The organism is Ruegeria sp. EL01 (assembly GCF_900313035.1).
In the GTDB taxonomy this organism is placed as follows: Bacteria; Pseudomonadota; Alphaproteobacteria; order Rhodobacterales; family Rhodobacteraceae; genus Ruegeria.
This window is the reverse complement of record NZ_OMPS01000033.1, coordinates 67902-86968: the sequence shown is the minus strand read 5'-3', so window position 1 is coordinate 86968 and position 19067 is coordinate 67902. Positions and strand designations below refer to the sequence as shown.

At 53.1% G+C, this 19067-nt stretch carries 16 protein-coding genes and 2 pseudogenes; 11 read left to right on the top strand and 7 right to left on the bottom strand.

Going from position 1 to position 19067, the window contains the following annotated elements; all coding sequences use genetic code 11:
- Positions 1 to 10 precede the first annotated feature (10 nt).
- On the top strand, positions 11 to 799 hold the full coding sequence (locus D9K61_RS12925; RefSeq protein WP_120633638.1) for an IclR family transcriptional regulator: 789 nt from the start codon (positions 11 to 13) through the stop codon (positions 797 to 799).
- A 227-nt stretch (positions 800 to 1026) separates the two neighbouring features.
- On the opposite strand, the pseudogene D9K61_RS27860 reads toward D9K61_RS12925, so the two are convergent.
- The 4 genes and pseudogenes from D9K61_RS27860 to D9K61_RS12910 form a co-directional block, all read right to left on the bottom strand.
- Positions 1027 to 1226, bottom strand: a pseudogene (locus tag D9K61_RS27860) (integrase core domain-containing protein); the annotation flags it as partial.
- A 56-nt stretch (positions 1227 to 1282) separates the two neighbouring features.
- Positions 1283 to 1568: pseudogene (locus tag D9K61_RS27855) on the bottom strand (IS481 family transposase); the annotation flags it as partial.
- Positions 1569 to 1803: 235 nt separating this feature from the next.
- Positions 1804 to 2823: a hypothetical protein gene (locus D9K61_RS12915; RefSeq protein ID WP_216825800.1), complete on the bottom strand. Its 1020-nt coding sequence runs from the start codon at positions 2821 to 2823 to the stop codon at positions 1804 to 1806.
- A 75-nt stretch (positions 2824 to 2898) separates the two neighbouring features.
- Positions 2899 to 5799: a Tn3 family transposase gene (locus D9K61_RS12910; protein WP_120633636.1), complete on the bottom strand. Its 2901-nt coding sequence runs from the start codon at positions 5797 to 5799 to the stop codon at positions 2899 to 2901.
- A 125-nt stretch (positions 5800 to 5924) separates the two neighbouring features.
- Between D9K61_RS12910 and D9K61_RS12905 the strand changes: the two genes are divergently transcribed.
- Positions 5925 to 6476, top strand: coding sequence for a recombinase family protein (locus D9K61_RS12905; RefSeq protein WP_120633635.1), 552 nt, complete (start codon positions 5925 to 5927; stop codon positions 6474 to 6476).
- Between the two features lie 237 nt (positions 6477 to 6713).
- Here D9K61_RS12905 and D9K61_RS12900 read toward each other — a convergent pair whose 3' ends face one another.
- On the bottom strand, positions 6714 to 6893 hold the full coding sequence (locus D9K61_RS12900) for a helix-turn-helix domain-containing protein (RefSeq protein WP_371688474.1): 180 nt from the start codon (positions 6891 to 6893) through the stop codon (positions 6714 to 6716).
- A 39-nt stretch (positions 6894 to 6932) separates the two neighbouring features.
- Entirely contained in the window at positions 6933 to 7442 is a 510-nt protein-coding gene (locus D9K61_RS12895) for a hypothetical protein (protein WP_120633633.1), read from the bottom strand.
- 264 nt (positions 7443 to 7706) lie between these two features.
- Between D9K61_RS12895 and D9K61_RS12890 the strand changes: the two genes are divergently transcribed.
- From D9K61_RS12890 to D9K61_RS12850, 9 genes are all read left to right on the top strand, one after another.
- Positions 7707 to 8093 (top strand): hypothetical protein, encoded by a 387-nt coding sequence (locus D9K61_RS12890; RefSeq protein WP_120633632.1) that lies wholly within the window; start codon positions 7707 to 7709, stop codon positions 8091 to 8093.
- A 506-nt stretch (positions 8094 to 8599) separates the two neighbouring features.
- A complete protein-coding gene (locus D9K61_RS12885; RefSeq protein ID WP_162946866.1) occupies positions 8600 to 8941 on the top strand; it encodes a hypothetical protein in 342 nt (113 codons plus the stop codon).
- A gap of 1261 nt (positions 8942 to 10202) precedes the next feature.
- A protein-coding gene (locus tag D9K61_RS12880; RefSeq protein ID WP_216825799.1) for an IS630 family transposase occupies positions 10203 to 11161 on the top strand; the annotation gives its coding sequence in 2 pieces (ribosomal slippage) (positions 10203 to 10544 and positions 10547 to 11161; 957 coding nt in all).
- A 204-nt stretch (positions 11162 to 11365) separates the two neighbouring features.
- Positions 11366 to 12472 (top strand): aromatic ring-hydroxylating dioxygenase subunit alpha, encoded by a 1107-nt coding sequence (locus D9K61_RS12875; protein ID WP_120633630.1) that lies wholly within the window; start codon positions 11366 to 11368, stop codon positions 12470 to 12472.
- 15 nt (positions 12473 to 12487) lie between these two features.
- Positions 12488 to 12925 (top strand): lactoylglutathione lyase, encoded by a 438-nt coding sequence (gene gloA, locus D9K61_RS12870; protein ID WP_120633629.1) that lies wholly within the window; start codon positions 12488 to 12490, stop codon positions 12923 to 12925.
- 24 nt (positions 12926 to 12949) lie between these two features.
- On the top strand, positions 12950 to 13333 hold the full coding sequence (locus D9K61_RS12865; protein ID WP_254055766.1) for an AraC family ligand binding domain-containing protein: 384 nt from the start codon (positions 12950 to 12952) through the stop codon (positions 13331 to 13333).
- Positions 13334 to 13486: 153 nt separating this feature from the next.
- Complete coding sequence (locus tag D9K61_RS12860; protein WP_120633707.1) at positions 13487 to 14926, top strand: glutamine synthetase family protein; 1440 nt, start codon at positions 13487 to 13489, stop codon at positions 14924 to 14926.
- Between the two features lie 340 nt (positions 14927 to 15266).
- Complete coding sequence (locus D9K61_RS12855) at positions 15267 to 16919, top strand: BCCT family transporter (RefSeq protein WP_120633706.1); 1653 nt, start codon at positions 15267 to 15269, stop codon at positions 16917 to 16919.
- 111 nt (positions 16920 to 17030) lie between these two features.
- Positions 17031 to 18044: an alpha/beta fold hydrolase gene (locus tag D9K61_RS12850; protein ID WP_120633627.1), complete on the top strand. Its 1014-nt coding sequence runs from the start codon at positions 17031 to 17033 to the stop codon at positions 18042 to 18044.
- Between the two features lie 120 nt (positions 18045 to 18164).
- Here D9K61_RS12850 and D9K61_RS12845 read toward each other — a convergent pair whose 3' ends face one another.
- Complete coding sequence (locus D9K61_RS12845) at positions 18165 to 19052, bottom strand: nitronate monooxygenase (RefSeq protein WP_120633626.1); 888 nt, start codon at positions 19050 to 19052, stop codon at positions 18165 to 18167.
- Between the last annotated feature and the right edge of the window lie 15 nt (positions 19053 to 19067).

Below are 19067 nucleotides of genomic sequence, written 5' to 3'. Positions count from 1 at the left end.
GACATGATAGTTGGCACAAAAACCAGTGAAATACAGCGCTCCTGCGCTTGAGAAGGGCCTTGAAATCCTTGAACTACTCGCCTCTCAGCAAGGTGCTCTGACCCAAATCGAAGTCGCCCGTGCGTTGGAACGATCGCAAAGCGAAATCTACCGGGTCCTGACAACACTTGTTCGACTGGGGTATGTTTCCCGCTCGGAGAATGGTGACCGGTATTCTCTGAGCCTCAAACTCTTTTCGACATCTCGCCGGCACGCTCCAATAGGGCGGATGCTGGATTTTGCGGTTCCTAGAATGCGGCAGGCGGCGAAACTGACGTTTCAATCCTGCCATATCGGTCTGGAAAGCAACGCTGATATCGTTGTCGTTTCTACCGCGACCGCACCAGGAAACTGGGGTTTGGCCCTGCGCACTGGATCGGTCATAGGGTTATGGAACACAGGCACCGGCCGCGTACTGGCTGCATTTCGAGACGATGTCGAAGTCCGTGACCTCGTTGAGATGCACCGACCTGCGATTGGTGAACCACCTGTGGATTTCCCGGTCTTACAGTCCGAGTTGCAAGAGATCAGAAAGAATGGTTTTTACAAAGCTAAATCCGATACGATCAAAGGTATCACCAACCTGAGTTTCCCCGTTTTTGATCCTCAGGGTCGGGTGGTCGCCGCGTTAAGCAGCCCGTTCCTGCAGCGCGTCGATGACCTTGAAACTAGATCCTTAAAGGAAGTACAGCAAGTTTTTTCCGATCTGGCGCAAGAGCTGACATCGTTTTATTCCGGCGATTACACTGAAAAAGAGTAACTTCGTTGGAGAACTTCGATTGGTTTTGAAGGTGTAGACGCCCCTGCTGGCCTCAATGTGCCATGGTGGGTTTGCAAATAACCTGAATTGAGGCGTCTATGGAAAAGATTAGCATGATTGGCCTAGATTTGGCGAAAAACGATTTTCAGGTGCACGGAGTGGATCATACCGGTAGCGCTGTTCTTCGGAAGATGTAACCTAGACAAACCCGCGGGACACTTATGGTGTTACTTTAGCTTGTCTCTGAGAGCTTCGTAAGGGGTTTGGCCATTGTGTGTGCCGTGCGGTCTGGCGAATTTGTAGAACCGTTCCCGTTCGTTCAGTTTCGCCTCCAGATCGACATCGCCTTTATAGCTGAGGAGGTGATAGAATTCTTGTGATCGGATCGGTGGGATCGCTCAACTTTACCATTGAGCTGTGGCGTGCCCCACTGGCAGGTTATTACGCCGCCGTTGACAACCGGCGCACCTATTAGCCGCGTTTCCCCTTAAACGTCAGGAACTTGACGTCTACTTGGATATGATGACCAGGAACCTGCTTTTGATAACGCTTGGTGTGCAACTTCCGCATGCGCGTGCCTCTGGGCAGCCGGTTGAGGCCGTTGCGCCTGAGAATGCGATAGACCGCGGCGTCAGAGATTTTGATGTCGTGATAACGCGCTAAATACCAGACGATCCGGATAGACCCCAGGTGATATTTGCGCCGAAGATACAGGACCTTATCGACAATCTGGGCAGGTGTCTGATTGGCAGGGTTCTTCGGAATAGATTTGGCGTTCTTGAGACCGGCTTCACCATGCTTCTGGTATGCGTCCCGTCATCTATATAAGCTCGATCTCACAATTCCAAAATACCGGCAAGTTTTGCGTACATGGGGTCGATTCAGGATGAGTGCAGAATAGGGCGTTAAGAAATTTCCCGAATGGCTCAGATACTGACCGTTCGGCGCGCCATTCCTTGACAGAGAAGAAACACACATGGCCACCTTCTCTTCGTCACACTGTATTAAAAGATCGGATTTAGCTCATCAAAGATCAGAACAGCTTCCGCTTCTTGAAACCTTCGGCTCAGTTCTGGCGTTTCAAAATACGACATGAAAACCCGTTCATTCGCAACACGTTGCCAGTAGCTTGCGGAGACACGCATTTTCTGACCAGACGCAAACAGCGATGCTGCCACGTCACGGCAGAATGTTGTTGAAACAAAACCCCGGTTCTCAGGATTACGCAATTCGGTATCAGAGTAGATCGTTCGGTAAAGCGGAACGGACGCCATTCCGAGCCGCGACAGCATCGTCCGCATGAAAGCAAGACGAGTCAAAATGTGCTTACGACGCCGAGGTTTCGCCCACTGTTCTTCAAACGTCCTAGGATCACGAACTATATGACCCCGGTATGGCACAAGCCCAAGTTCGGCAAAGACCATGCGATGCCCTTTGATGAATTCTCCGGCATGTGGATTGCTTGCATATTGTGTGGCAAAGACCCGGTCTATGTCCTGTAAGCCTCTAAGATTCATTACGCTTTCAAGCGCGTTACTCCATTTGCCACAGGCTACTTTCCCGGAAATGAGAGCGCTTGCGTTCGTAGGCAAATCGGGAAAGCTGTGATCAAGAGCAGCGATAATCTCGTTTTGGCACCTAGCAATTTCGACCTCTGTCGCTTCTCGCGCCCCTGGGTTGATCGGGACTTCCGTCACAAGATCGAATACCTCACTATGCTGGATTAGTACTGCTGTTTCTGTGGTCGAAAGCTGAGGTGCATCCGTCGCAACCCGAAACTTGGACACATCCCAAAGCGGCAACACCCATTCCGCTCCGATATCCTCGAAGTCAGAAACGCGGGCGGAGAATGAAGCTGTTGCGGGCTCACAAGACATGACTTCGACCGGTGTGTTTCGGGGATCGCGCAGATACAGCGTTTGGCCTACGATCAGATGCATCAACTGCGCGTCTGATAGCTCTATCGCAAATTCGCCGTGATGCTCAGCATAGTCCATCGAAAAGATAAGTATCGAAGCACGCATAAAGGGTCAATTTGGACTGTGTTTTCGCTTCGTAGCCCGTTGTGCGATTACATTGTGTTATAGCCGTATCGGGTTTCATCGGCCTTCCGCCTTCATCTTCCGCCACCTGTATTCACCAGTGAGGATGATATGTGCCCAGCCCAGCGGTGAGATGTGGGTGAGAAGATATGCTGGTGTATCCAGCCCGGCCTTTTTTCGTTGCGCCATTGCGATGCCGAGCTGTTTTGTATTCCAGTAGATGATGATGGCGGTGAGCAAATTCAGCCCTGCGATACGGAAGTGCTGACCCTCAGTGGTGCGGTCGCGGATTTCTCCCTGTCTGCCAATCCGCAGGGCGCTCTTCAGAGCATGATGCGCCTCACCTTTGTTGAGACCGATTTGGGCACGGCGCTGCATGTCGGTGTCGAGCAACCACTCTATGATGAACAGCGTCCGCTCAACGCGCCCGATCTCACGAAGGGCGATGGCCAGGTCATGCTGCCGCGGCCGCGCCGCCAGTTTCTTCAGGAGCTGACTGGGCTGCATCCTGCCTGAGAGCATCGTCGCAATGCAGCGTAGAACATCCGGCCAGTTGGTGATAATCGTATTTTCCCGGATTTTGTCACCCGCTAAGCCCTTCAGTTCAGTGGGAACACTGCGGCGATCAAAAACATGCAGCCGTTTGGACGGCAAATCCCTGATGCGCGGAATAAACAGGTATCCGAGCAGTGAAGTGGCGGCAAAGACGAGATCCGTGAAGCCGCCTGTATCGGCATATTGTTCTCTGATCCGCTTGCCGGTCGGATTCATCAGCAACCCATCAAGAATATATGGGGCTTCGTTTACTGTGGCGGGAATGACCTGCGTGGCAAAGGGACCATATTGATCTGATACATGAGTATAGGCTTTCAGGCCGGGTTCATGACCGTACTTCGCATTGATCAGATTCATCGCTTCACCCTGTCGCGTGGTGGGAAAGAACTGCCCATCACTGGATGCGGTTTCACCGGCACCCCAGTATTTTGCCATTGGTAGCTGTGCCTGCGCTTCGATCACTATGGCCAAGGCCCGATTGATAGCGTCACTTTCTACGTGCCAGTTCGAGAGTCGCGCCAATTGGGTAAAACTATGCGTACTGCTGGCCCCGGCCATCTTGCTCAACCCAAGATTCAGACCCTCGGCGAGGATGACATTCAAAAGGCCAAGCCTGTCTTTGCACGGTGCACCGGTGCGCAGATGGGTGAAGGCATCGGTGAACCCCGTGTCAATGTCCACGTCCATGAGGATATCCGTGATCCGCACTTCCGGCAGGCGGCGATAGAGATCAAGGATGAGGCTATCGGCTTCAGCAGGTACATCAGCTTCCAGCCGTTCGACGCGCAATCTGCCATCCTCGATGACACCGCCGGGAAGGGTTCCGTTTTTCACTGCCATCGCAAGCCTGTGCAGTCCGTATTCCAGCTGTTGCTTACGATCTGAGATCCAGATTTCCGGCTCCAATGGCATCGACATACCCATAGTCTGAGCGGCCTCGACTGGAACCAGAGCCTGTTTCATGTCGTTGTATCGGCGGGAATGAGCAAGCCAGACATCACCCGATCTGAAGGCTTCACGCAGATGGAACAGCACCGCAACAACCCATAGGCGGTCCCTGTTGGTTTCTGGATTCCGCAAGTGACTTCGCCACTTAGACTGGGGCTGAAGGAACGGTGCAGAGCGACTTGGAATATCGCGTTTGTCGCGGATCACATAGGTCGCCGCCAACAGAGGCTCAGCCACACTCGCTCCCGTGATGTCCAACACTGCCAGCATACGTGGGGCATAGAGCTTGAACCGATGATAACCCTGCTCGACATAGGCCAGCGCATCCGCCTTGACGATCTTGCCAAGTGTCCTTGCCGTCGCGACAAGGTTTTCTAGCGCACCCCAACCACAGGAAGCATCCACAGCACCGGCGATTGCCACTTCATCACCTTTAGCCAATAGCAATGTCGTGCCCAATGCCTCAAACCCGACCAGGGTCGCCGCGATCTCCGATTGCGCTTCGGCAACACGGGCGTCGCAAATCCTCTTTGCCTCCCGCCAGATTGATCCAACGATCCGGTCATGTGTCTCGACAACGGAATCAGCGATGGCGGCTGACCACTCCACAACACATGTCGCAAGAATGGCCAAACGGCGATCACTGGTGATGTCCCGCAGCCCATCTGTGAAATACCTTTCGCCCTGACGACGCAGTTGCGCGAGTCGGTGTGCAGGAACACCGTCCAAGATCGCCGACGATAACTCGATCCGCTGCAAAAATTCCAGCCGGTCGAGTTGGCGATTGATGTCGGCAGAGTTCTTTCCTACCTCAAACCGCCGTAACCAGACGAACCGGCTGACCCGACCATCCACCTCTTCGGTCAGCAAGTTGTCGAGTTGGGCGCGCATTTTTGCATCGAGATGAGCCGCAATGCGAGCTTCTATCCTGCGTTCAGCGGCGACCAACGCATCTGCACAGTGACGTTCAATAACCGATATACCCGGCAGAATGATCTGCCGTCTGCGGCATTCTTCTACGAACCCACGTACCAGCACCTCGCTGGATTGCGCTGCTTCAGCATTCTGTTCCAGCCAGTTCCGCATTTTCTTGGCGCGCTTGCCGGAAAACATCTTGTACCCGTACATCTTGCGCAAAGCATCCAGATGTTCCCGGCGGGTCTTCTCCCGCGCGGCATATGGCAGGAGATCATCCAGCTTCAGCCCGAGTTGTGCGGCCACAAAACGGGAAACAGGTTCCGGGATCACCTCGCCAGCTTTGAGTAACCGACCTGGATACCGGAAGGCACAAAGTTGAAGGGCAAAGCCAATTTGGTTTTCTGGCCGTCGCCGTGTGCGGATGTTCTCAATGTCTTCATCATCCAGAGTGAATTGCCGAAGCAACGCCATCTCGTCAGTAGGAAGATCAAATAGCGCCGCGCGTTGTCGCGCGGTCAGAACCGCTCGATGTGCCATCGGATTGTTCTTTCTTTATGAGATAGGGTCTTTGAAAGTAGACATATTGAGACCATCCGCTTGCCATGTCTTTTTCAATGTCTCAATATGGCGGTCGCAAAAATCTTAAAACTATATGAGACCCCATGGCCAAAGTTGGATATGCCCGTGTCAGTTCGGTTGGACAATCTCTGGAGGTGCAGAGAGAAAAGCTGAGCGATTGCGACAAGCTGTTCGAAGAGAAGCGCAGCGGCACCACTGACGCCCGCCCTCAGCTCAAACAGTGCCTCAACTATGTCCGCGAAGGCGACCAGCTGACCGTAACCCGCATCGACCGTCTCGCCCGATCCACGTTACACCTCTGCCAGATCGCCGAAACCCTGCGCGAAAAGGGCGTTGATATGGTCGTCCTCGATCAAAATATCGACACATCTGACGCAACCGGGCGGCTGCTGTTCAACATGCTCGGAGCAGTCGGTCAGTTCGAAACCGAAATCCGCGCCGAGCGTCAAATGGACGGGATCAAGAAAGCCAAGGATCGCGGTGTGCAATTTGGAAAGCGCCCTGCGCTTACTGACGATCAGATCGTAGAGCTGCGCGCAGAACGCGCGAAGGGCACCTTAATCAAGGACCTCATGGCCGAGTACAGCCTCTCTAAGGCCACCATTTATCGTTATCTCAGTGAAGGCCAAGCCTGAGCGCAATCACAGAAGCCCAATCCGAGCTTAACGCCCTATTCTGCACTCAGCCGGACTCGACCCCTACATTGCCGATCTTCTCGGCATGTTGAAGCACTCTAAGCTTGCATTGAATGTCCCGATCTTCCTCCACCCAAGATTGGATAATTTACAGGAAGTGTCCCGAGAGTCCGTACATATCTACAACCTGAGGTGAACAATGATCCATGCCCTCAGTTCATCCGAAAGTTAAGATTATTAGTCCGGTTCGAAACTCAGAATATCTCCGGGCTGACACTCCAGGTAGCTGCAGATTGCATTGAGAGTTGAAAATCTGACCCCTTTGATTTTCCCCGACTTTATCAGGGAAAGGTTCGTTTCGGAGATGCCTATGGCCGCTGCAAGTTCCCTCGAGGAGGTCTTTCGCATCACCAGCATCAGATCGAGCGTCACATTAATTGCCATGGCATGCAGGCCTCACAGAAAGTGCATATTTTCGTCTTCGGCTTGCCAAGCCCGATTGAGTGTCTGCGATATCGCAAGCAGGACCACGCCTATGATGGCAAAGACGATATCGAAATCCAGCGGGTCCCAGCCAAAATCGAAACCATCGGTTGATGCCAGATCAACAACGATCAGATACTGAACAGCACCAGCCAAAATATTGTAGCCAAGCCAGAATCCGATTAGCCCCCATGCAATGTGTCGCATGTTCCGGCCTAGATCGCGAAAATCCTGGTTTGGTCCACCATTCAGTATCAGCCAGGCCCCACGATAGGCACAGGCCAAGGACATAAGGGTAAATCCTGTCACGCCAAGGCCGACAAGTAGTGACCACAAAGGTGGTGAGTTCACTTGTTCAGGAAAATCATAAGCATCCCAGATTTCGTTATGCAAGCCTATCGTCTGACCCAGCCACAACAGCCCCATCTCCAGTGTATAGTAGCAAAAGCTCAGTGCCATGACGATTTTGGCAAATCCGGCCATGTGGCCCCCTTCATTTGTTTCTGCTTTTCAAAAGCGACATGAGCCGTAAAGAATTTTCTAGGCATTAAATATTTTACATTTTATATAAAATAATAGTTGTAAAAAGATAACCAATACTTATCATCTCTCCAGATTCCAGTACATCTCTTTTTTGCAGAGTAATGCAGTGCGATGATGAAAACTCTTTGGGTAAAGAGCCCTAGGGCAGCTGTCTTCAACTGTTTGCGTGATGACTGGCATGCCCTTAGCCGGTTTGCATGCCCTATGCTTTTTAGTTTTGCCATATTGTCACTCATAAACGTCGTTGGGTGTATCTGGATCGCTTTTGTCTCCCTCAATCTTGTCGAGACGACCGAGTTCCGTTTTGAAGGCAGCAAGCTATACATGCGGGGCGAGATCTACGCCAAAACTCTGGAACAACTTGAAGACATTTATGCTTGGGACCCAGGCATCTCCACGCTGGTCGAGACTGACATTCCCGGCTTGCTGGATGGTGACACGATGATAGAATTTGGCTATCGCATTCGTGAGTTGGGGCTCAACATGCATCTGACGCCGGACAGCGAAATCAATTCGGGTGGGGTGGACCTTTTCCTGGCCGGGGCAAGATGGACGATGGAACCCGGCGCACATATTGGTGTTCATGCCTAGATGGATGGTTCAAATGATGCTTCCGAGTTCCCTCGCAATGTTCCAGAACACGAAGATAATCGGATGTATGTCAGGCAAATGTTGGGAAGCGAAGGGTTCTGCTGGTTCACGATTTATGCTGCGCCCGCAAAAGAAATACATATTTTGACACAAACAGAGATCCAACAATACGATCACTTGACGGATCAGTCGAATCACTGGTGTTTGAGAATTTTCACGCCTCACGCCTTACTTCCAGAGTGGTATTTTGAGCTTGACGGCTTCGAAAAAGTTTTGCTCGACAATCGTTGTGACCGAGGCCTCTGCTGCTGCTGCTGCTGCTGCTGCTACTGCTAGCGGGATGAATGGGCCATGCGATGATCGTAATGGAACCAAAGTGGCTGGTGGTATCGCCTGTTTTGACAAAAATTTTAACTAAAACATAAAAAGCATATTGCTTAGCGATATTCTTTGAGATACGCACTGTGTGCCAATAAACACAGTCAAGTGAAAGAAGGAATCGAAAGTTGAAAAAAAATTGGTCGGCATTCGGGTGTGTAGCCATCATGGTGAGCGTTTCTGCTTGCGCACAAAACCCAAAGAACATTCGCGCGGCTTATGTATCGCCTGAGAATTACAAAGGGTTCAGCTGTGCTCAACTCAGTCAAGAAGATCAGCGCGTCCAGCAGGCCTTGCAATCGGCTTCAGCCTCGCAAAAGATGGCGCGAAACAAGGATACTGCCGCTTTGATCGTTTTGGGTGAACCCGTCACTACATCATCAGGCGAAAATATTGCTGATCAGGTCGCAAACCTAAAAGGACAGGTTGTTGCAGTCGACCAAGCAAAAGTGGCCAATAGCTGTTCTTGAGGATACCGACTGGTATTGTAGGTTGGTCGGTATGTCAGATGCGACGTGCCGCTAACCCGACCAAAACCGGATGAATCTCACATATACTGCCTGAGATCAATGAGTGACATAGTCAACGATACAGATGGTGAAAGAGATAAAAGAAAATGGCAAAATCTCAATTGGTTGCACCTGTAGTTGCTCACTCGTTCGCTGCTGCTCCAGCAAGTACGGAGTTTGGGCAGGGGGATACATCGGGGCTCAGTGCCGGGTATGGCATATTTGATGGCAGCGTCACTAGCGACGATAACTCTTTCACAAATGGTTTGATCGCCGGATATGACTACGATTTTGGAGATTGAATCATCGGTGGCGAGCTTGACTACGACACACGCAACGCGAATCTTGGACTCGGCATTCGCAACACGTCTGTCGATTTTGATGGCATCTTACGCGAGAGGGCGCGAGCTGGTTGTGATTTTGGCCAAGGAATGGCTAATGCTATCGTAGGTTATACAAGGTTCCGTGGCGATGTAAGCTGAAGTCATTTCAGCGATGGTCCGCTGGATTTTGATGGCACCGCATTACAAGTTCGTGGGGCGTATCGCTTCTGACGCGCGACTCATTGATTTCGCAAATATCCGTGTTCCTTTGAAAAACGCAACGATTTACGCGTCTTGGCGAAGCGGGAGAAACACCTGCTTTACATTGCAAAAGTGAGCTTTCCAAATATTGGAAGCACTGCGCTATTCTAGATATTGCACTGATCGCCCATGCAGATTTCGCGGTATGGATGGTCGCAAGTAAATGGCGCCTTTACCTCGCGCGCGATCAGCTTGATAACATGAGGCTCCATGGAACGAGTGCATCGACCCGTTTGGTGGGGTGACCGGAAGCGATCGCTGGTTGTATCCCGTCTCAGTTTGCCAGTTCATCCTGCAGTGCTCGGCTATGGCATCGATGTGGTGATTGCACCATGTTTTGCGGCCTGGCAATGTCCAGTTCCGCACCACAGCATCAAAACCCAGACCGGCACGTCACCTCGACGTCGGAGACTATATTTGTAGTCCGAGTAAATCGTGACCGGGAGTTAGCCTTGGGAAGGCTTGTCGTAACGGGCATCATTGAATTTGTATGGTATCGACCGTCGCGCGTGTCTAAGTGAATGTAGGCGATACCGTGGCTCGGTGATCCATTCTAAAGCGTTTCCAGCTTTTGTTGAATCGTAGGGGATTCACAGCGGGCGCGTTTTCTGATTCATCCTATTCAGGAGGATCAGTTCATGCCTAACCCGCTCTCTGCCGATATTCGTACACGTTTCGAGGCGCTCTTTGCCGAAGGACTGACGGGTCGTGAGATCGGCCGTCGTCTGATGATTTCAGCGGCGTCCGCGTCGCGCCTTTCACAGAAGCTCAGGCAAGGTTTGCGCCTGAAGCCGGCCGAGAACCCGCGCAACACCGGTCATGGCAGGCTGGCACCCTACCACGAGTTCCTGATCGAGTTGATCCACCAAGATCCGGACATCACACTCAGGGAGCTTCAGGGTGCGTTGGCCGATGCGCACAACGTCACCGCGTCCGTCTCCGGCATTGACCAGGCGCTCAAGCGGTTGGGCTACACGTACAAAAAAAGAGCCTCATTGCGGATGAACGCAAGAGAGCAAGGGTAAAACGGGCCCGGGCCGATTGGTTCACCCATCGTGCCCCTGCGATCAGCGCCATGCCTGAACGTGTTGTGTTCCTTGACGAAACATCCGTCAAAACCAATCTGACACGAACGCGGGGGAGATCTTTGCGCGGCACAAGGCTGACAGCATCCGCGCCGTTTGGGTCTTGGGGAACCCAAACGCTGATCGCAGGGCTGGGGGCATCCGATCTGGTCGCGCCTTGGGTCATCAAGGGGGCGATGGACGGTCCCGCCTTTATTGCCTACATCCGCAATGTGTTGATCCCCGAGATCAAGCCCGGCACCGCCGTGATCCTCGACAATCTCGCCACGCATCGAAACAAGGAGGCCGAGGCAGCCCTCCGTGACCATGGCTGCTGGTTCCTCTTCTTGCCGCCCTACAGCCCGGACTTGAACCCAATAGAAATGGCGTTCTCAAAACTGAAAGCCCACCTCCGACGCATCGGTGCACGATCCTTCACAGAACTCTTCAACGCCCTCAGCGAAATCTGCGACCTCTACACACCGCAGGAATGCTGGAACTACTTTCGTGAGGCCGGATATGCTTCTACGTAAACTGGAAACGCTTTAGGCCAACAAATTCCTAAATTATTTTAGCATTCTGCAGGGTTAAACTGGCCGTCGTACGGAAAATACAAAAAAAGCTAGACAAATTACGAAAAGCGCAGTTTGATCTTGTTTGTTATGACGGATCAGCGCCAGCAGGTGCCAGCACATATCAACATCTCAGTCGTCCAGCTTTTTTGGGGAGGAAACTAAATGGGTGACATGCAGAAGATTCTGTCTCCGTTTTTTGAGAGCAGCGGTCTGAAACGCGGGCTGCCAGCAGCTGCATATACAGGCCAGGAATTCTGGGAGGCGGAATGCCAAACAGTGTTTCATCGCAATTGGATTTGCATCGGGTTCGCCCATGAATTGAAAGAAAGCGGGGATGCCGTACCCGTCACGATCGCGAACAAACCGCTTTTGATCGTGCGCAACACCAAGGGTGAGATCAAGGCGTTTCACAACATCTGCCGTCACCGTTGCCTGACGTTGGTTGATGAACCGAAGAACGTCGGGAAGCTGATCCGCTGCCCCTATCATGCCTGGGCGTATGACCTTGACGGTCAGTTGCGCGCGGCGCCGCATTTCGGTGGCCCGAACCAGCACAACCACGAAGATTTCGACAAGAAAGCCAACAGCCTGATCCCGATCCGGACCCATGTCTGGAACGACTGGATATTCGTGAACATCGATGGCGAGGCGGAACCGTTCGAAGACTACTCAGCCACGCTGCTGGCGCGTCTGGAAGGGATGGAATGGGACATGGTCGATTGTGTCGCGACGCTGGAATTCGGCGAAGTGGCCTGCAACTGGAAGTTCATCATGGAGAACTTCATCGAGCCCTATCATGTTCAGTTCGTGCACGCCACCACAACAGACCAGCCGCTGGAAGATCACTATACGATCATTGACGGCAATTGCATGGGCAGTGCTGTGGATCTGGAGGAAGAGATCGGAACATCCGGAAGCCTTGGCGTCAGCTCGCGCTATCTGGCCCTGTACCCGAACTTCATTCTGGGTCGGTATTTTCCCGATCAGATGGGTGTTTACCTGAACATTCCGACCGGTCCGAGCACGATGCTGCAGAAACGCGCCATCTACACCACGGCGGGTCAGAAACTGGATGGCCACGATGTCGAGGGCCTGAAGAAGCTGTGGTGGGACGTTCACAAGGAAGACCACGAAATGACCGAGCGGCTGCAACTGGGCCGTGCGTCGGAAATCGCGGATGCAGGGGGCGTGCTGTCGCCCGCGTGGGAGGACAGCGTGCGCGCATTCCAGGACCTGGTGGCCAACGACGTTGCAAGTTCAAGTAAGTGAAAGACGGGATATATAATGGCAAATCAAACGAATACGGGCTTTCGCCTTGCGCATACAATGATCCGCGTTGTGGATCTTGAGGCAAGTCTTAAGTTCTATTGCGACATTCTGGGTATGCAGGTGCTGCGTCGCACGGATTATCCCGAAGGCAAATTTACCAACACCTTCATCGGCTATGGTCCGGAAGAAAGCTCTCCGACGCTTGAACTGGCGCTGAACTGGGGCCGTGAAGAGCCTTATGAAAAAGGTGATGCCTACGGTCACATCTGCATCGAAACGCCGGATGTCTACAAGGCCTGCGAAGACCTGGCGGCGGCTGGTGTGAACATCACACGTGCGCCAGGACCGATGAAAAACGGCACCCGTGTCATTGCGTTCTGCGAGGACCCGGACGGCTACAAGGTCGAACTGAACGAATCCATTCTGAAACATTTAGCTAAAGAAGAGGCATGACCAATGGGTGAAACACCAAGACTGATGAAATGGGACCTCGTTGAGGACCGCTATAATAAAATCGGTGACGGCGACGGCGACACCTATATCAAGCCAATGGTCACGAGCGAATTTTCGACGTCCATGTGTGGCGGGATCAACGTTCTGAAAAACATCAAGATTCCATGGGATCTGACCTGCGATGAGATCATCTATGTGCTTGAAGGCACGTTCCGTCTGGTGTGTGACGGTCAGGAATACAACTGCAACCGCGGTGATGTGCTGTTTGTCCCGAAGGACAATCACATCTCGTATGAGGCGGATGACCGCTGCGTGATCTTCTATGCTGCATACCCGCATAACTGGAAACAGCTGGCGGGTATCACCGAAGTTCCCGGAATCGATCCAAACGATTTTGTGCCGGGCTGAACGCCGGTCGCAGATTGAAAGCCGGCAATAGGTGGCTCTCCCTCACTTGTTGCCGGTCTTCTTTGCGCAGTCGAGAAAAGTACAGGATTTTAGCGGCCCGTCGATCGCTGCAACGATGAGATGCAAGGCGGGACCCTGACAGGAGGAAAAAACATGCCAAAAGACAATACCAACGGCAAGATCTACTACGAGAGCTTCAAGGACGCGGTGGAACGCAATCGCCCGAAGATTCCCGAAGTTAAAAAGCGTCTGGAAGATGCTGGCGTCAAATATGTGATGGGTGCATGGATCGACCTGCACGGCATCCCAAAGACCAAACCCGTCCCGATGAGCGATTTTGAACAGCTGTGTCTGGGCAAGGGTCCGCAATTTGCGGTGCACTCGATCTCGTTTGTTCCCGAGCTGAGCCCGGCAGACAGTGATCAGGTCGTGGTGCCTGATCTGGATGCCGTCTATATCTGCCCCTGGGACACTTCGATGGCGGTCATTTTCTCGGACCTCTACTGGGAAGATGCGCCCTACAATGTCTGCCCGCGTCAGGCGCTGAAGCGCGCAATGCACGAGGCCGCGCAGGAAGGGTACACCGGCTATGCCGGAGTTGAACCCGAATTCATCGTCATGAAATACGACGAGAACGGTCAGCCCGTGAAGGCATTCGATGATGATCCGGCAGACGGGCTGCGCCCCCGTCGTCAGGCCTTTGGCTATGACGTGGAATATTCGGTCGATTCAATGCCATACCTCAAGGACATGATCGACATCATCGAAGGTTTGGGTTGGAACCTGCACGATGTGGTTGCCGAAGGCGCCTATTCCCAGTTCGAGCTGGATTTCCACTATACCAACGTGTTGGAAATGTCCGATCGGCTGGCGTTCCTGCGTATTGTCCTGAAAGAGGTTGCCAAAAAGCACGGCATGTTCGTGACCTTCATGCCAAAACCCACTGTGGGCGACTGGCGTTCAGGCGCGCATATCAACATGTCGATGCAGCACGAAAGCCGCCCCGGCGAGAACATCTATGAAACGCCCGAAGGTGAATGGTCAGACGAAAGCCGCTGGGCCGTTGGTGGCCTGATGCAGCACGCCGAGGCGATCACCGCGATCACCTGCCCAACCGTGAACTCGTATAACGGTTTGGTTCCGCGCGTAGGTGGGTTTGAGGGCGGCACCGTCACCTGGGCGCCCACAAACATCACCTACGGGTTCAACAACCGGTCTGCCCAGTTCCGGCTGCCGCAAAGCCGCCACTGTATCGAAAACCGTGCCTGTGACATGACGATGAACGTGTATCTGGCGATGGCAATGCACCTGACCTGTTCGGTGCAGGGGATCAAGAACAAGGTTGATCCGGGCAAAGCCACGGATTTCGATCTGTATTCCAAGACTGAGGCTGAGTTGGAAGAACTGGGCATTCGTCGCCTGCCACGCACCTTGTGGAGCGCGATTCAGGCCTTGCGCACGGATGAGATGGCAGAACATGTCATGGGTCCGGTGATGCGCCATTCGTATCTGGAATACAAGAACGACGAGTGGGAGCGATACCATCAGGCCGTGACCGACTGGGAGGTGCAGGAATACCTGCGGCTGTACTAAGGTCAGTACCTGACGTGTTTTCTGCAACTGCGGAAATAGCCAGATTCCAAGGGGGGCCACGGCCCCCTTGGAACAATTTGGTATTTTTTTCTGCACCGATTCAGGTGCCCATCCATGGGTGAATCCGCTCATCTGTGTTTTGGTGAACTTTACTATCTGATTGCCGCTTTGGCGCTCAGAGACTGGCCGGACCAAGCTTTGCCGGATCATTTGCAAAGCGCAACAAACCGATCGCATACGCGTTTCGATCCCCATGCGGGCCTCTTGGACAGGAGCCGTGAAACGTTTTCCGAACAGATCCAACTAACAAAGGGAAATTCCCCGACAGGAAGGAATGAAAATGTCCATTACCCCACCTATTACCGACCTCCCCATCGCCACGGAGGATGATGGCTTTTATCGTGGTTTCAACAGGATGGTCGCCTTGGGATCGAAGATCCTGATCGGGTTACTGATCCTTTGGGCCGCAATTTGGCCTGAACAGGCCGGAAACGCGCTGAAAAGCGTTCGCAGTGCCATCGATGCCAATACCGGATCGTGGTATATGTATGTCATGGCGTTCTACGTTCTGACCTGCGTGGTTCTTGCTCTATGGCCCGCGACCGGCAAGATCAAATTGGGTGCTCCTGATGATAAGCCTGAGTTCTCGAACTTCTCGTGGTTTTCGATGATGTTCGGTGCCGGGATCGGCATCGGGATGCTGACCTATGCGACGGCCGAACCCCTTTATCATTTCGGAACCAATCCGGATGTGATCATGGGTGATACCCAAGGATCTTCAGCTGACAACGTACGGGCGGCCTATAAATGGTCTTTCCTGCATTGGGGTTTTTCGGCCTGGGGCTGCTATGCAATGATCGGGCTGGCACTTGCGTTCTTCAGCTATTCGCGCGGCTTGCCGCTGACGATCCGGTCTGGGCTGACGCCGATCTTCGGACAAGCTCTTTCCGGACCGCTGGGTCACATCATTGATATCGTCTCGGTCATTGCGACGATTCTGGGTGTGTCAGTTACGCTGGGCTACGGCGTGTCCCAATTCGCCTCGGGTGTATTCAATATCACCGGCGCAGACTGGATGATGAATGCCGAAGGTGCGCCGACCAATGCGGCCATGATTGTGGCGCTTGTTATCGTCATGTTCGCGTCAACATTGTCGGCACTGTCCGGGGTTGGCAAAGGCATCAAGTGGCTGTCCAACATCAATATGGGACTGTCCTTCTTTTTGCTGGCGTTCTTCCTGATCTTCGGATCAACAATGTTTGCGATTAGCAGTCTGGCCGTTGGCCTTTGGGATTATATCATCAGCTTCCCCGCGATGGTCGTCACCGTGTGGCAATCAGACGGCAACAAAGAAAGCGTCGCAAGCGAACTGGCAGGGTGGCAAGGTGGCTGGACCATCTTCTACTGGGCTTGGTGGATTGCCTTCGCGCCTTTCGTCGGACTGTTCCTGGCACGTATCTCACGCGGGCGCACCTTCCGCGAGTTTGTACTGGGTGCCATGATCGTGCCGTCGCTGATGTGTTTTATTTGGTTTACGGTGGTGGGCGGAACAGCGATTGATCTGACGCTGAATGGTAGCGCTGAAGATGCAATAACTGGCGCCGGTATTTCATCTCAGTTGTTCGCGATGATCAACTTCATGCTTTCGCCAACCATGGCGTTGCTGATGTCGGTCGTTATCGTGTTCCTGCTGCTGACCTATCTTGTCACTTCAGCGGACTCGGCAGTGTTGATCATCAACACTATCGCAGCCGGTGGTGACGCGCGTCAAAAACCCAAGGTGCATATTATTGTCTGGGGTGCCGCGTTGACGCTGGTGATCGGGACGCTGTTGCTGGCCGGTGGCCTAGGGGCAATCAATACCGCAATGATCATCGGTGCCTTGCCGTTCTCGATCGTAATGGCCCTGATGGGTATCGCCCTGTTCAAGGCTGTCATCCGCGACGGAATGCGGGCAAGAACCGAAGGTGAGGCCCCAAGCGCCGCTGAATAAACAGGTTTCGACCCGGGCTATTTTCGGCTCGGGTCGACCCATTCGACACCCGAGCCGAAATCACGGACCGGCCGGTCTCGGAATGGTCTTTTAGAAACAGGGAGCCGTATAATGCAGACCCACAAGATATTTGAGCTTGGCGACTTTCCACTTTTGTCCGGAGAGGTTTTGAAAGACGCCAAACTTGCCTACCAAACTTATGGCACCTTATCACCAGCACGGGATAATGTGATCATTCTGCCGACCTTTTACACTGGAACGAATTCCCGCAACGAAGGGTTCTTTGGCCCGGGTCGGGCAATCGATCCGGCACAACATTTCATTATCAGCCCCAACCTGTTTGGCAATGGGCGGTCTTCGTCACCATCGAATACGCCCGCTCCGCAGGACGGGTCGCAGTTTCCGTTTGTGCAGATGTGGGACAATATCGCGGCACAGCACAGGCTGATCCACGATCATTTGGGAATTGAAGAAATCGCGCTTGTTGCGGGCTGGTCCATGGCAGGTTGCCAATCCTATCAATGGGCCGCGCAGTATCCGGACATGGTGCAGGCGATCCTGCCATTCTGCGCGTCTGCACGGACCTCGCCTCATAACTATGTATTTCTCGAAGGGGTCAAGGCCGCGCTGTGTGCCGACCCAGTCTGGAATGGTGGGGACTACGACACGCAACCTGTCGCAGGGCTTAAGGCTTTTGGACGTGTCTATGCCGGTTGGGCCTTTTCCCAGACCTTCTATCGGAAAGGTTTGTATCGGCAATTGGGCTATGACAGTCCGGTGGCTTTGATGGATGACTGGGCTGAGGATCATGCCGCAAACTGGGACGCCAACAATCTTCTGTGCAAACTTGCCACTTGGCAAGCCGGTGATGTGAGCGCGGGGCCGGAATTCAACGGAGATTTCAAAGTAGCACTCGGCTCAATACGAGCCCGGACCATCCTGATGCCCTGCACGCAAGACCTGTACTTCCCGCCTGAAGACAACGAATTCGAGGCAGCGTTTATTCCAGGTGCCAAATTTGCGCCTTACATTTCCGATTTTGGCCATTGTGCCGCAAATCCCGGCAACGATGCGGGTTTCACAGCTCAGCTAGACGCGCATATTGCTTCGCTGCTTGCGACATGACCAGATAACGTGCCCCTGCCTGATTGGGATCAGGGCCATGGATAAAACTGCGGTACAGCCAATCTAAGTGAAGATACCAACGTCATTTCACAGATCAGAGGTTCTTTGGGTGAACAGCCCCTATTCGACAACTTTGCGCTGAATGTGGGTCATCAGGCGTGAGGTTTTGTGGGTGAGTGAGTTCAGAATAGTGTCGATCGAAGGCGCGCTGTGGATCGTACCGACGCCTTCACTCACGGGCTGTTTGTCCTCTGGCATTCCGATTCCGCGCCATGTGCGTTTTACTACTTCATGGCAGTTGTCGGTTTTGGAACAAACGGTTACGTCGTCACCAGTCAGGGAAAGCAAAGCGTTGACCTGATTCTGCGGAAGGGATGTTTCCTGACTGGCCCAGAACCGGGTTCCCATCATCACCCCATCAGCTCCCATGATCAGCGCTGCAGCAACGCTGCGCGCGTCCGAAATGCCGCCGGAACACAACAAAAGCGTTTCTGTATGGCTGGCATAAATAGCATCGGCCACTTCAGGCAACAAAGCCATGGTGGTTCGCGTGCCGCTGCCTGAACCAGCGCAGCCATTGCCGTGGGCCGCCAGAATTTCAACGCCAGACGCAATTGCCCTACGTGCCATGTCAATCGTTTCGACTACGCAGATCACGGGCACTTTAATGGTCTGAATCCTGTCCACAAAAGGTTTTGGATCTCCACCATAGAGCAAAATGGCTCTGGGCCGATATCCAAGCAACTGATCCAACACCTCAGGCTCTCGTTCTAGCCGCTGAATATTGATCCCCCAACCGACGGCATCTTCACCGGTGCGCAGATAACACTCTGTCAGGTCCTTGGTGTCCAGTTCACCGACATGGATCAACCCCAATCCACCAGCATCACTTACTGCGGCGGCCAAGCGCCAGTCCGATGCGGGGTTAAGCGGTGCCAGGACCATCGGGTGTAGCAACCCGAACCTTCGGTTGAAATGCGTATCAATCATCGGTGTTTCTTTTTTCACAGGCTACAGCTGAGC

What these genes read in the sequence shown, in the direction of transcription:
- D9K61_RS12915 (WP_216825800.1), bottom strand. Translation starts at nt 2,823, where the DNA reads ATGCGTGCTTCGATACTTATCTTTTCGATGGACTATGCTGAGCATCAC.
- D9K61_RS12910 (WP_120633636.1), bottom strand. Translation starts at nt 5,799, where the DNA reads ATGGCACATCGAGCGGTTCTGACCGCGCGACAACGCGCGGCGCTATTT.
- D9K61_RS12905 (WP_120633635.1), top strand. Translation starts at nt 5,925, where the DNA reads ATGGCCAAAGTTGGATATGCCCGTGTCAGTTCGGTTGGACAATCTCTG.
- D9K61_RS12900 (WP_371688474.1), bottom strand. Translation starts at nt 6,893, where the DNA reads ATGCTGGTGATGCGAAAGACCTCCTCGAGGGAACTTGCAGCGGCCATA.
- D9K61_RS12895 (WP_120633633.1), bottom strand. Translation starts at nt 7,442, where the DNA reads ATGGCCGGATTTGCCAAAATCGTCATGGCACTGAGCTTTTGCTACTAT.
- D9K61_RS12890 (WP_120633632.1), top strand. Translation starts at nt 7,707, where the DNA reads ATGCTTTTTAGTTTTGCCATATTGTCACTCATAAACGTCGTTGGGTGT.
- D9K61_RS12875 (WP_120633630.1), top strand. Translation starts at nt 11,366, where the DNA reads ATGGGTGACATGCAGAAGATTCTGTCTCCGTTTTTTGAGAGCAGCGGT.
- gloA (WP_120633629.1), top strand. Translation starts at nt 12,488, where the DNA reads ATGGCAAATCAAACGAATACGGGCTTTCGCCTTGCGCATACAATGATC.
- D9K61_RS12865 (WP_254055766.1), top strand. Translation starts at nt 12,950, where the DNA reads ATGAAATGGGACCTCGTTGAGGACCGCTATAATAAAATCGGTGACGGC.
- D9K61_RS12860 (WP_120633707.1), top strand. Translation starts at nt 13,487, where the DNA reads ATGCCAAAAGACAATACCAACGGCAAGATCTACTACGAGAGCTTCAAG.
- D9K61_RS12855 (WP_120633706.1), top strand. Translation starts at nt 15,267, where the DNA reads ATGTCCATTACCCCACCTATTACCGACCTCCCCATCGCCACGGAGGAT.
- D9K61_RS12850 (WP_120633627.1), top strand. Translation starts at nt 17,031, where the DNA reads ATGCAGACCCACAAGATATTTGAGCTTGGCGACTTTCCACTTTTGTCC.